This window comes from Pseudomonas sp. P8_241, assembly GCF_034008315.1.
Taxonomy (GTDB): Bacteria; Pseudomonadota; Gammaproteobacteria; order Pseudomonadales; family Pseudomonadaceae; genus Aquipseudomonas.
The window spans coordinates 157,725-171,464 of record NZ_CP125377.1 but is presented as its reverse complement, the minus strand read 5'-3'; the positions used below and the strand labels follow the sequence as shown (position 1 = coordinate 171,464).

Below are 13,740 nucleotides of genomic sequence, written 5' to 3'. Positions count from 1 at the left end.
TAGCCTCGGCTACCCTTTTTTCTTTTCCGATTTTTAACCCGGTCGCAGTCGCTGACCACCCAGGATTGGTAGCCAGTCATGTCTCTCGAAATCGTTATCCTCGCTGCGGGCCAAGGCACGCGCATGCGCTCGGCTTTGCCGAAAGTGTTGCACCCGATTGCCGGTAACTCGATGCTTGGCCATGTTATCCACAGCGCTCGGCAACTTGATCCACAGCGCATTCATGTAGTGATCGGTCATGGCGCCGATGCAGTTCGTGAGCGACTGGCGGCAGATGACTTGAACTTCGTTCTGCAGGACAAGCAATTGGGCACCGGACATGCCGTGGCCCAGGCTGTTCCTTTTATCAAAGCGGATACCGTTCTGGTTCTTTACGGTGACGTGCCGTTGATTGAAGTGGAAACCCTGCAACGTCTGCTCAAACATGTCGTACCGGGCCAGATGGGTCTACTGACCGTTGAACTGGATGACGCGACCGGTTATGGCCGCATTGTTCGCGACGCTGACGGCAAGGTCGCTGCCATCGTCGAGCATAAGGACGCAACCGAAGCTCAACGCGCCATCAATGAAGGCAACACGGGTATCCTCGCGGTACCTGCCGATCGCCTCGCTGACTGGACGGGCCGTCTGTCGAACAACAACGTCCAGGGCGAGTATTACCTGACCGACGTGATCGAAATGGCGGTCAAGGATGGTCTGGCGGTGGCTACCGAACAACCCCACGACGCGATGGAAGTGCAGGGCGCCAACGACCGAAAGCAGCTGTCCGAACTGGAACGGCATTATCAACTGCGCGCCGGCCGCCGTTTGATGGCTCAAGGTGTAACGCTGCGTGACCCTGCACGTTTCGATGTTCGTGGTGACGTGACCGTTGGTCGTGATGTGTTGATCGACATCAACGTGATCCTCGAAGGCAAAGTGATTATCGAAGACGACGTGGTCATCGGCCCGAACTGTGTGATCAAGGACAGCACCCTGCGCAAAGGCGTGGTCATCAAGGCCAACAGCCATATCGATGGTGCGATTCTGGGCGAAGGCAGCGATGCCGGCCCGTTTGCACGGCTGCGTCCAGGCACCGTACTCGACGCACGGGCCCATGTGGGTAACTTCGTTGAACTGAAGAACGCACACTTGGGCGAAGGCGCCAAGGCCGGCCATTTGTCCTATCTGGGCGATGCCGAGGTGGGCGCGCGCACCAACATCGGCGCCGGCACCATTACCTGCAACTACGATGGCGTGAACAAGTGGAAAACCGTGTTGGGCGAAGATGTATTCATCGGCTCCAACAACTCGTTGGTGGCTCCTGTGGATATCCTTGACGGTGCGACCACAGCGGCTGGTTCAACCATTACGTCGACTGTGGATAAATCCCAGTTGGCGGTAGGACGTGCGCGGCAGAAGAACATTGACGGCTGGAAGCGGCCAGAGAAGATCAAGAAACCATAAGTTATCCACAGAGCTTGTGTAGGAACGAGCTACTCGCGATGAGTTGGGAGGCGATGCATTTTCCAGAACAATGCGGTCCCTCGCGAGCAAGCTCACTCCCACAAGTTATCCACAGATCTTTTTGTCGCCTCGACCTTGACGAAGTTTCATCAATAGGCTTTTATTACTTTCGTTATCTTTCGAATCGAAACTTATCAAGCCATGTCGAAGCGCAACACACCCCAGCGTCGCCATAATATCCTCGCCTTGCTCAATGAGCAGGGTGAAGTCAGTGTGGACGAGTTGGCCAAGCGTTTCGAAACGTCAGAAGTTACGATTCGCAAGGATCTGGCGGCACTTGAAACCAACGGCCTGTTGCTTCGTCGGTATGGCGGTGCGATCCCCATGCCTCAGGAACTGGTCGCGGACCTTGGTCAGCCGGTTTCAAAATACAAACAAGCCATTGCCCGCGCTGCCGTTGAGCGCATCCGCGAACATGCGCGCATCATCATCGACAGTGGCAGTACCACCGCCTCAATGATCCCCGAACTCGGCCAACAGCCAGGCCTCGTGGTGATGACCAACTCCCTGCACGTCGCCAACGCCTTGAGCGAACTTGAGCACGAACCCGTGCTGTTGATGACCGGTGGCACTTGGGACCCGCATTCCGAGTCCTTTCAGGGGCAGGTGGCCGAGCAGGTACTACGCTCTTACGACTTTGACCAGTTGTTCATTGGTGCTGATGGCATTGATCTGGTCCGCGGTACAACGACCTTCAATGAATTACTTGGGCTCAGTCGGGTTATGGCTGAAGTTGCCCGCGAAGTGGTCGTGATGGTCGAGGCCGACAAGATCGGTCGCAAGATTCCCAATCTGGAACTGCCCTGGAGCAGCGTCCATACCCTAATTACCGATGATCGCCTGCCAATCGAGGCACGGGATCAGATTCAGGCCCGTGGCATCACGTTGATTTGCGCGTCTGTCAGTCAGGAGAAATAGCATGTGTGGAATTGTTGGTGCTGTCGCAGAACGTAATATCACCGCCATCCTGGTCGAAGGCCTGAAGCGCCTGGAATACCGTGGGTATGACAGCGCCGGCGTGGCGGTCTACACCAACGACGGAAAACTCGAGCGCTTGCGCCGTCCGGGCAAGGTAAGCGAACTCGATCAGGCGTTGGCCGAAGAAGCGCTCGTTGGTCGCCTTGGTATTGCTCATACGCGCTGGGCCACCCACGGTGCGCCGTGCGAGCGCAATGCGCACCCGCATTTCTCGGGTGATCTGGCTGTGGTGCACAACGGCATCATCGAAAACCATGAAGCCTTGCGCGAACAACTCAAGGCTTTGGGTTATGTCTTTACATCGGAAACCGACACCGAAGTTATCGCTCACCTGTTGAATCACAAGCTCAAAGACCTGCGCGACCTGACCGTAGCCCTCAAGGCAACCGTCAAGGAACTGCATGGCGCGTACGGCCTGGCGGTCATCAGCGCACAACAACCGGATCGCCTGGTTGCAGCGCGTAGCGGTAGCCCGCTGGTGATCGGTTTGGGCATGGGCGAGAACTTCCTAGCGTCCGACCAGTTGGCCCTGCGTCAGGTTACTGACCGCTTCATGTACCTGGAAGAAGGCGATATCGCCGAAATCCATCGCGACAGCGTGCAGATCTGGGACGTAACCGGCCAAGCGGTCGAGCGCCAGACTGTGCAATACAGCGACGGCGCCGAAGCTGCCGATAAAGGCGAGTTCCGTCACTACATGCTCAAGGAAATTCACGAGCAACCGGCCGTGGTGCAGCGCACCCTGGAAGGTCGCCTGAGCCAGAATCAAGTCTTGGTGCAGGCGTTCGGTCCACAGGCGGCCGAGTTGTTCGCCAAAGTGCGCAATGTACAGATCGTGGCCTGCGGCACCAGCTATCACGCCGGTATGGTTGCCCGTTACTGGCTTGAAGAGCTGGCTGGCATCCCGTGCCAGGTCGAAGTGGCCAGCGAGTTCCGCTATCGCAAAGTGGTGGTGCAGGCGGACACCCTGTTCGTGACCATTTCCCAGTCCGGCGAAACCGCCGACACCCTCGCAGCGCTGCGTAACGCCAAGGAACTGGGCTACCTCGCCAGCCTGGCCATCTGCAACGTGGGTATCAGTTCGCTGGTGCGTGAGTCCGACCTGACCTTACTGACCCAGGCCGGTCGTGAAATTGGCGTGGCGTCGACCAAAGCCTTCACCACTCAACTGGTTGGCCTGCTGTTGCTGACGCTGTCCCTGGGCCAGGTTCGCGGCACACTGGCCAAAGGTGTCGAAGCTACATTGGTCGAAGAGCTGCGTCGCTTGCCGACTCGCCTTGGCGAGGCATTGGCGATGGACAGCATCGTGGAAAAAGTTGCCGAACTGTTCGCCGAGAAGAACCACACGCTGTTCCTCGGTCGTGGCGCGCAGTTCCCGGTCGCGATGGAAGGGGCGCTCAAGCTCAAGGAGATTTCCTACATCCACGCTGAAGCCTATCCGGCCGGTGAGCTGAAACACGGCCCGTTGGCGCTTGTGGATAACGACATGCCGGTAGTAACCGTAGCGCCAAACAACGAGCTGCTGGAGAAGCTGAAGTCCAACCTCCAGGAAGTCCGCGCCCGTGGTGGCCAGCTTGTCGTCTTCGCTGACGAGAAGGCCGGGATGACCAATGGTGACGGCACTCACGTGGTACAGATGCCGCACATCCACGACATCCTGTCGCCGATCCTCTACACCATCCCGCTGCAGTTGCTGTCGTACTACGTGGCCGTGCTCAAAGGCACCGACGTTGACCAGCCGCGCAACCTGGCGAAGTCGGTGACTGTGGAATAAGTTATCCACAGGCGAAAACCCCCGTTGGTTTTTGACAAAATATTTTGACACCAGACAAAATATTCTGACACCAGACAAGATATTTTGACACAATGCCTAAAGCCCCTGATTTCAGGGGCTTTTCTTTATTATGTCCTCCACCATATGTCCGATTTTGGGTTGTGATCTTGCTAGAAGCGTAGTCTGGTACAGGTACTCAGACTTATTCACAGCGCTGATATTTTCCTAGCACTTTTTGTGCACATTCCATTTTTGAGGATATGTGGAGGCCGCAGAAGGCATGGGAGGTTGGCTTGCGTGGTCGTAGCTTCAAGACGCAGTCCGATATTGATCGGCATATCGAAAAAGGCTTTGGGCAAGGAAGTCACGAGCTGTATTTGCCGTGGTTGCGTGTGCAAGACGTTCCATCGCATGGTCGGTCGCGCAAGGTTCATGGAGTAAAAGTTGATCGGCTTCATCACCTACTGTCTGATCTTGAATACGGGTATTTGCTCGTAGCCGAGTTTTCCTCTGATGTGGTGGATATTCGGGAGCAATTTCCCATCCTTCCGCAATCGGCGGTTCAGTCGATTGCCCTTGCTTTGAATATTCGCTATCCCGTTTATCCAGGTACCAAAGTGCCTTTCGTGATGACGACGGACTTTCTGCTGACCATCAAACAGCCAGATGGAAGCACGCGCTTAGCGGCTCGTACGCTCAAATACACCGAGTCGCTTAAGGCAGACAAAGGACTTGAACGTACCCTGGAAAAGTTTGAGATCGAACGAGCCTATTGGTCCGGTCAAGGGGTGGACTGGAACATCGTTACCGAGAAAGACCTCCCTGCCACTCTGATCCAGAACCTTGACTGGTTACGTAAATCAGCGACCCTCCAACGACATCTTCAGCAACGTCCACTGATCGAGTCGTTTCTAGAGGAGATCACTCGTGTGCGTGAGTATCCATGGCCACTTGACCGTGTGTTGCGCCATATAGCGGGCGCATTGTTCATCCCCTACACCGACACCAAGGCCATGTTCATGCATCTGGTTTGGCACAAAAACATCCTCTTGGAGCTGGCAGCGGAACGGCTTTCAATGAAGAGCTCGTTGCCTCAAATCGAAGTCGTATGGCCCTCCAGCGATAATGGCCACGAACTGAAGGTCGGTTGATATGGCATATCTTGGTAAGAATGATGTCCTTGAGGCAGTAACCGAACCCAAGCTATGAATCGCCCCGGGTTTCGTAGACACCTCTTTGCCTTAAACTGAGGCCAATTAGGAGGTGCCATGAGCAACCCGCGTTACCCCGAAGAATTCAAAATCCAAGCGGTCAATCAAGTGACCGAAAAGAAGCTGCCTGTCGCTGATGTAGCGGCCCGTCTTGGCGTGTCGACGCATAGCCTCTACGCCTGGATAAAGCGCTACAGCAAACCTCAAGAAGAACGGCAGCAGGACGATGATCAGCACGCTGAACTGCGTCGTCTGCGAGCAGAACTCAAGCGGGTTACTGAAGAGCGAGACATCTTAAAAAAGGCCGCCGCGTACTTTGCCAAGGAGTGCGGTTGAAGTACGCCTTTATCAAGCAGCGAGCAGATGACTATTCCATACGACGGCTTTGCCTGACGCTGAAAGTCCACCCCAGTGGGTATTACGCCTGGTTGTCTGAGCCGCAATCTGCACGCGCCAAAGACGACCAACGACTGCTGGGTTTGATCAAGCATTCATGGCTGGAAAGTGGCGGCGTTTATGGCTATCGCAAAATCCATGACGATCTGCGCGAGGTCGGTGAAGACTGTGGTCGCCATCGTGTAGCGAGGCTGATGCGTCTTGAAGGTCTGCGCTCTCAGACAGGGTATCGACGTCGCCCTGGAAAGTACGGCGGTAAGCCAGCGGTCGCCTCACCCAATTTGCTGAAGCGCCAGTTCGATGTCGTGGAACCCAACAAGGTTTGGGTCACCGACATCACCTACATTCGTACATATGAAGGCTGGTTGTACTTGGCTGTGGTGCTGGATCTGTTTTCTCGTCAGGTTGTAGGCTGGTCAATGAAGTCTCAGATGACCAGTGATTTGGCTATTGATGCGTTATTGATGGCGGTTTGGAGGCGTAAACCGAAACAAGAGGTAATGGTTCATAGCGACCAAGGTAGCCAGTACAGCAGCTCCGATTGGCGCAGCTTTTTGAAGGCGAACAATTTGGTTGCCAGCATGAGTCGCCGAGGCAACTGTCATGATAATGCCGTGGCCGAGAGCTTTTTCCAGCTTCTGAAACGGGAACGGATCAAGCGGAAAATTTACACCACGCGGGAAGATGCTCGTAGTGATGTGTTCGATTACATCGAGATGTTCTACAACGCAAAACGTCGTCATGGTTTCAACAATCAGCTGTCGCCGGTAGAGTTTGAAAAGCGTTACGCAATGAGCTTGCAAGGTGTCTAGAGAATCCGGGGCGATTCAGGTTTGGGTCGAAAGTGCTTGCACTCGTTGTACCAGCTGTTGCTGACCTGCTGGGGGCAGGTGAAGCTCGGGCTCCTCTAAGGCCATTAGAAATCCTTCACCTGCGGCTGCACGTCCTCGACCTAGTTCCAGTAGTAGTAACAAACCTTGCAGTGAAACCAAGCCGCTGCCCTGTCTGGCGGCGGGTACGCCCAGTCCTCCGACTACAGCGAAATGTGCTGCGACAGAGTCGAGGAGTGATCGACTATCAGTACTCGTCACCCGCAGTTGAACATGGGGTGCGTTCGGTATGCATCTCGCTAACTCAGCGTTGACGTTCTGGATCAGCGGTGAAATTCGATCATCGTTCTCGATTGGGGCCTCCGGACGCCTGAGCCGATCGCGCTCAGCTAAAATGGCTTCGGACGGTTGGGCTGCGGCTGCTTGCAGCGTACGCCGGAAAAGCTCACTCCCCCATGTAAAAACCTTGTCCCAGGTACGGCTCGCTCGCACGAGATAAAACCCAATTTCTTTTATCAAGCGTGGAGGAACGCCCACGGGCGAGTCGTCGGCGAAGGGATCCATCGGACTATCGTGATCGTGGAAGTAACGAACCATCTCGACCGAGAGCGAGTCGCGGTCGAAATAAGCTTGAGCGCCAATTTGGCAGCATAGCTTCGATGCCTCCTCGGTTCGAACCGCGCTGATCGTACCGTTGGCTTCGTCCAACCATTTAGGCACGCCTCTGCCGTCTCTAAACCAATCGGTATTCTGATAAGGGTCTTCGGAAGGAAAATCTGTGATTGTGGCTACAAGCTTTATTCGGTCGGCAGGCTGGGGATCTGAACCGTAAAAGTCATGTTCCGTGAGTTCCCTGATCATCCGCTCCCTTCCTAGAAGAAGCGTCAGTGCCTCTATCACCGTAGTTTTGCCGGTGTTGTTAGCCCCGATCAGCACAGGATGGTCTTTAAAGTGAACGCTTCCTGCACGGATACCGCGGAAATTTTGGATATCCAAGATCGCTACTCTCATCACATTTCCTTTGGACTGAACGAGCTAACAGAGAAAATTTCCTTTCCAGCAGTCGAGCCATGCCGACCCCCGAAGTAGTCAATATAGGAGAGATTCGGAGTAGCCCTTCCCGCAATTGGTGGCCATTTTGGGGGCGCGTGTCTGAATCGGCTTTGCATGCGTCACGTTTGGCCGATATGTTAATGAGCTGACAATGGAGGGGAAGCATGGAATTTGGTCAACAGTTACTTCGAGTAATGCTAGGGAACCTGCCTAAGATTGCCGGGCTTCTGCCTGAAAAGTTTAAAAAAAATGTGAAGGCGAGGTTTAACGATTTTAATATCTTTGCCACGCTGGGAGCCAATGACGACCTGAAACGTGCGCTGCGTTTGGCATGGATTGAGGCTGCCCTAAAGGTTGATAAATCAGCAAAGGATGCTTGTGCATCACCCGATTGGATGTCCAAAGCTTTAGACGTCGAAAATTTCTCACCTGTACTGCGTAAGCGGCTGAAAGCACTCCGTTACGCCGCCTTCGATCGAACTATTCCTCTTTCTGATTCACCGATCGATCAGCATTTGCAAAAGGTTATTAGTAAAACCCCTGCTACTTTGACAGGTGAGCAAGTGGATACCGGCTTAGCGATATCCAAAGCATTTCAAAAGATCACTGCAGACATACTGGGTTGCGAGTTAAGCGACATACCAGGCCCGTATCAGCACATAGCTGAGCGAGGTTTGATTGCTCCTGGCGGCGGGTCTATGTATAGCTTTGGAGATATGGTTCTTATCGTCTTCACGGAGTTGATTCAGGATCCCAAACGTTACCCACAAGCGGGAAGCGCTTTTGAGCTTGCGTTTAGTAACCTTGGCATTGAGCTGGGCCAGCAGTGTTTGAAGTTGTTGGAGGGGCAGGAGAGGCAGTTTGATCAACTGCTTGAGTCTTTAGATGTCACGCCAGATGGGAGTGGACTTGGGGAGTGGCTAGGTCGTGTCGATACAGCTTTGGCGTCAGGTTTCGAAAAACTGATTCTCGAACTGAACGGCTTAAACGCAAAAATCGATCAGAATACGGGGGCGGTAAAACAAGTTGATACAAAGGTGGCTCGGCTTGAGTTGCTCTTGGCAGAGGTTTACAAAAAACTTGGAGGCAACCAGGATCCGAGAGCACATCAAATTATTATTGATCAGGCACAGCTTCTGCTTCCTGACGAGCTAATAGATTTTCCACGTGCAGTACAAGAAATTGAATACGCCGTGTGTGCTGCTCTAGACATAATTAGTAAGGGTGGTACCGACCTTTATAAAGATCGATTTCTAGATGATGCCCATGCCAGCGTAATCCGATCAATTGAAACAGGCCAGATTGATCAAGGATCGCGAACTATTGATCAAGCCCTTGCAGAACTTGACCGGCGCGAGGAGTGTGAGCGTGAGATTGCAAAGCGTCAACGAAAGCAGCTACTCGAGCTATCGATTAAGCATGGAGCTGTAGCCCACGCCCCCGAGCGAGTTGCAGACGCTGAGGAAAAATTACTGGGAATTGAGCACCCAGATTGCCCCGTCATGAGCGAAGAATACCGATTACGATTTGTGCACTACTTTCAGGAAGGTGAGATGCATGACGTTAACTTCCTCCTGGATGTGGCGGTAGCTCTGGCGCGTAAGAGAGTCGAGCAAGCGGGTGACAGTCGCGAAAGTGGTGAGGCCCTGTGTTGGCTGGGTAAGTCCTTTGCGCGACTTGGCGAGCGAGCACCATCCAAAGATTTACTTCTGCGAGCGGAGGAAGTTTTTCGAGAGGCGTTAGACGACAGCTTCCAAACCGCTATGCCCATTGATTGGGCTATGGCCCAGAACGGTTTGGCCAACGTATTGCAGATCTTGGGGCGTCGTGAAAATAGCAGCGATAGATTTGTTGAGGCGGTAAGGATTTATCAAGCAGTGCTGTCAGTTTTTGTACAGGAGAATCTTCCTCTAGAGATTGCTGAGGTGCGTGCCAATCTAGGCGCTGTGCTGTTGGCTATTGGTGAGCGTGAAGCTAATCCTGGTCAGCTTCACGAAGCGGCCCAATCTCTCAGAGTCGCACTTGAGGAGCCAGCGCTTGAAGGCTCTTCTCTTGTGTGGGCAATGGCAAAGAATAATTTGGGTACTGTTTTACGGATAACCGGTGAACGAGAGGGGAACGACGAACTCCTTCGAGCGGCAGTCAACGCTCACCGAGCCGCATTGCAAAAGCGCACGCTTGAGGTCACGCCATTTCTTTGGGCTACATCGCAGAGCGATTTGGGCGCTGCGCTCCTGACTTTAGGTGAGCGTGTAGGAAATACAGATTTGATAAGGGAAGCGATTGACGCCTTTCAAGCTTCATTATCGGGACGTGCGCGTAATTCAGCACCTTTGGAGTGGGCCACAACACAGCATAATTTAGGCGTAGCATGCTGGAAAATCGGAGAGCTGGAAGGCGATATCGCGATGTTGACTCAAGCGAACAAGGCCTTCGAGCTCGCGCTGCAGGAGCGGACACCGCTGCGCGGGTTGAACCGCTGGGCAAGCACCATGAGCTCTTTGGGTAACGTTCTCCTCGAAATCGGTGAGCGTGAGAATAGCCCTGAAAAGATATTGAAGGCCAAGCAAACTTATGAAAAAGCATTAGATAAGCTCTCGCACGAGCTAGCACCTTGGGATTGGGCCTTGATAAAGCACAACCTTGGTAACGCCTTTCTAAGCCTCGCTGAACACGAAGATGGTTCTGTGAGCCTTCAGGCAGCTATTAGAGCATATCAAGATGCCTTACTAGTTAGAACCCTCGATCGCGGGAGAGCAGCTTGGGGAAGGACTAAGCTTTCACTAGGCAATGCATTTCTTTTCCTTGGGGAGCGCGAAGCAGATACTCAGTATCTAGATCGAGCGATTCAAGAGTATCAATGCGCGTTACCCCAACTGAGTCTGCAACATCGACATAGAGCGGAGCGCAGCATTGCGATCGCACAAGAAATTATTTACGAACTCCGTGGCTCAGAAGCGTGAATTACTGGTTTCGTTGGTGCCCTAGCGTCTTTGGCTTTCTACATTTTTTGTACACGCTTGCTTGAACAGTGCTTTTGCAGATTGCTGAGGGCTTTCGTTGCGACCTCTCAGTACACTCGATGTACATAGAGGGCGGTGTCAAAACATATGTCGAAAATTAGTACCGGCTTGGTGAGATTGCTTCTTCGGTGTCAAAATACTCACGTCAGCCGACGTATTCTGTTGGTTGGTTTCGCCCAGAATTTGCTGAACCGCTAGTGTCAGAATATTTTGTTTGGCACCAACTTGATTTAAAGAATCTAAACTGTCGCTAGCTAATTAAAACTGTCGCAGCACAGGGGAGCGCTCGCTGGCTCCATTGATGTCGCGACAGGCTTCTCCCGCCCGGTTCCTAAATTGGCACCAATGCACCGGCGTTTCCGATGCTCTTGCAAATACGATCTGATGAGTCACTTACTTCCTTTGTAATGCGAAACCTCCTTATCACCAGGTATGCATCCGATATGGAGGTCTTTATAGAGCTGGCAAAGCGTGCCTCATTCAGTAGAGCCGAGGTAAAGAAATTGGCGTCGGCTATAGGATGGGGGTATGCGCCAGGCATAATGTCTTGCGTGATTAAACCAACTGCCACTTATGCGGAAGAAGATGCTCTATCTCTCTCGCCCGGTGCGTCGGAAGGCGCTTGAGGATCCTGCCGTGTTAGCAAAAGAATCGATCCATGTGAGCTTTGCCATATGTACCGAGCTGATGATGGCCGCTGCGGTCTTTGTCCACTTGAACGGCTTGGCTGAATGCTCGTTATGAGCAGTAATGAACTGGCGGATCGCGACTTTCAGATCAGTAACACTGGTGAAGACACCTCGATACAGTGCGCGTCTCTCCAGCTGTGAAAACCAGCCTTCCACCGCTTTTAGCCAGGACGCACTGGTCGGCGTGAAGTGCAGCTTGAAGCGCGGATGTTTTTCCAGCCAGGCCTTGATCGCTGGGGTTTTGTGGGTCGAACTGTTATCCAGGATCACATGGAGGTCCAACTCGGCAGGCGTGTTCTTATCAATCTGCCGGAGGAAATCCAGGAACTCCTTGGCCCGGTGCCGCTGGGTAATCCGGCCCATTACTTCACCGGTCATGATGTCGAACGCGGAGTACAAGCTCGCCGTGCCATGGCGCTTGTAATCATGGGTTCGCCGCTCGATCTGCCCAGGCCGAAGTTGCAGCATTGGCTGATTACGATCCAGCGCCTGGATCTGAGTTTTCTCGTCAAGCGACAGCACCATGGCGTTGTCCGGAGGGCTCAGGTACAGCCCGACCACATCGATGACCTTCTCAGCGAAGTGCGGATCGTTGCTGACCTTGAATGTTTTCAGTCGGTGCGGCTTGAGATCCGACGCAGCCCATATCTGCCGGACTTGCCAGGTGGTAACGCGAGCGTACTTGGCCATCAACCGGACGCTCCAGTGCGTTGCTTCCTTGGGAACCCGGTGCGTTGTCAGGGTCAGGATTTCTTTGACTTTCTCAGCACCCAGCTTCAAAGGCTGACCGCTACGCGGCAGGTGGTTCAGGCCATCGATGCCCGACTCCAGATAACGCTTTCGCCACTTGAACACGGTCGGTGTCGTGATCAGTAACTGCCCACAGATGGCAATGGGCGTCACCCCTTCATTGAGCAAAAGCAGTATCCGCGCCCGCTGAGCAAGGCTCTGCTCCAGCGTACTCATGCGCAGCCAACCTTGAAGCGTAAGAACGTCGGCGGGCTGCAGTGCAAAGGGAGCAATTGGACGAGGCATGCCTGGAACCATCTCGGGGCGAGGGGGGCACGGTATATCGTTGTACGTTAGAAAATAAACTAACCGCTCACGACACCAGTATAAAACTTTCAAAGGTGGTTCATTGTTGTTGATATCAAATTATCTTTGAATTATGCTTGACGTGAAAGGCGGTAGTAGATTTTTTTAGTGTGATTTTAGCGCTTCATCCTCAGGCAAATATTTATTTTGCAAGGAGCTTTCTTTGAGCTTGGTCGCAACAAAAGTCTCAGCGGATGTATTATATGACATGTTTGAAATAGTTGAGGCTCAGACTTGGGTCAGAGCGTATTTAGATGAATTTACAGATCTGTGGAATATCTGTGATCATCGAAGCGAACAAGTATTTTTGAAAGAGCTGATAAAAGAATTTGTGATCCTGGACTCGGAAAAAGAGCGAAAGGCATACAGAGATCTCAGTGCTAAAATCACAGCTTGGGGGTTGAGTCCAGAAACCACGTGGATAGTTGCAGCCTGTAACGATAAGGAAATTGATGGCTCTGTAGCAGCCATGCAAAAGCTTAAGAATAAGTTAGATCCTTGTGATGATTGGCACCTTCGGATGTTACCTAGCATTCCTAGTGGGGTGAAGCATATACAGAACGGTGACCTCGTCGTGCTTTTTGATGACTTCATTGGTAGCGGTGGAAAGCTAATCGCAAAGGCAAAATGGCTGGCCAAAAACCTTTCGGCAATTGGAGTTGAAGATTTTACTCTTTATTATATGTCTGTAGCAGGTATGCGGTTTGGATGCGATCGGATTGCGGATGAAACCGGACTCGAAGTATTTACAGCAATATCTCTAGATCGAGCTATTTCAGACAAGTATGAGGCTAAAGTGGCTGATGAATATAAGCTACTTATGCTTGGGCTGGAGCAGAAACTGCACGAAAACTATAAAAATAAAAAATTAAAAGACTTCAGCTTAGGGTTTTCCCAAAGTGAAGCGCTGTACTGCGTAGCAAATGATAATTGCCCTAACAATGTCTTCCCTGTGTTTTGGTGGGCAAAGTTGAAAAGTGGGGATAGCTTTAAAACCCTCTTGAGTCGAGCGGGCTGATCAATGAGCTCAAAAAGAACAGCGCTTAAAGAGTTTATTGAATTTATTTCTGATCGGAAGTGGCACGAAATTTATGATTTTCACTTTCAGTATGGCGTCTCCCCTCTGCTAATTATAGAAGTCATGGATTTTATGATCCGTAATGATTTAATTGTTAGGGAGGGTCG

The 13,740-nt window shown here is 52.5% G+C and carries 9 protein-coding genes; 7 read left to right on the top strand and 2 right to left on the bottom strand.

Annotated elements, in window-relative coordinates; all coding sequences use genetic code 11:
• The first annotated feature begins 78 nt into the window (after positions 1-78).
• The 5 genes from glmU (at position 79) to QMK58_RS00710 (ending at position 6,677) form a co-directional block, all read left to right on the top strand.
• Positions 79-1,446, top strand: a complete 1,368-nt coding sequence (gene glmU, locus QMK58_RS00730; protein WP_320395765.1) for a bifunctional UDP-N-acetylglucosamine diphosphorylase/glucosamine-1-phosphate N-acetyltransferase GlmU — start codon at positions 79-81, stop codon at positions 1,444-1,446.
• A gap of 201 nt (positions 1,447-1,647) precedes the next feature.
• Positions 1,648-2,424 (top strand): DeoR/GlpR family DNA-binding transcription regulator, encoded by a 777-nt coding sequence (locus tag QMK58_RS00725; protein WP_053164047.1) that lies wholly within the window; start codon positions 1,648-1,650, stop codon positions 2,422-2,424.
• Between the two features lies 1 nt (position 2,425).
• Entirely contained in the window at positions 2,426-4,258 is a 1,833-nt protein-coding gene (gene glmS, locus QMK58_RS00720; RefSeq protein ID WP_053164045.1) for a glutamine--fructose-6-phosphate transaminase (isomerizing), read from the top strand.
• Between the two features lie 293 nt (positions 4,259-4,551).
• The gene (locus tag QMK58_RS00715; RefSeq protein ID WP_320395764.1) at positions 4,552-5,409 is read left to right on the top strand and encodes a TnsA endonuclease N-terminal domain-containing protein; all 858 of its coding nucleotides are present in this window, start codon (positions 4,552-4,554) and stop codon (positions 5,407-5,409) included.
• Between the two features lie 117 nt (positions 5,410-5,526).
• Positions 5,527-6,677, top strand: a protein-coding gene (locus tag QMK58_RS00710; protein ID WP_320394926.1) for an IS3 family transposase whose coding sequence is annotated in 2 segments (ribosomal slippage) — positions 5,527-5,761 and positions 5,761-6,677 — 1,152 coding nt in all. Because the reading frame shifts where the segments join, the coding sequence is not laid out codon by codon here.
• Between the two features lie 15 nt (positions 6,678-6,692).
• Here the strand turns inward: QMK58_RS00710 and QMK58_RS00705 are convergent.
• Entirely contained in the window at positions 6,693-7,706 is a 1,014-nt protein-coding gene (locus QMK58_RS00705; protein WP_320395763.1) for an AAA family ATPase, read from the bottom strand.
• 206 nt (positions 7,707-7,912) lie between these two features.
• Here QMK58_RS00705 and QMK58_RS00700 point away from each other — a divergent pair, with 206 nt between their 5' ends.
• Entirely contained in the window at positions 7,913-10,711 is a 2,799-nt protein-coding gene (locus QMK58_RS00700; protein ID WP_320395762.1) for a tetratricopeptide repeat protein, read from the top strand.
• A 650-nt stretch (positions 10,712-11,361) separates the two neighbouring features.
• Here QMK58_RS00700 and QMK58_RS00695 read toward each other — a convergent pair.
• Positions 11,362-12,495, bottom strand: a complete 1,134-nt coding sequence (locus QMK58_RS00695) for an IS630 family transposase (protein ID WP_320395761.1) — start codon at positions 12,493-12,495, stop codon at positions 11,362-11,364.
• 223 nt (positions 12,496-12,718) lie between these two features.
• Here QMK58_RS00695 and QMK58_RS00690 point away from each other — a divergent pair, with 223 nt between their 5' ends.
• Positions 12,719-13,573, top strand: a complete 855-nt coding sequence (locus QMK58_RS00690; RefSeq protein ID WP_320395760.1) for a hypothetical protein — start codon at positions 12,719-12,721, stop codon at positions 13,571-13,573.
• The last annotated feature ends 167 nt before the right edge of the window (positions 13,574-13,740 follow it).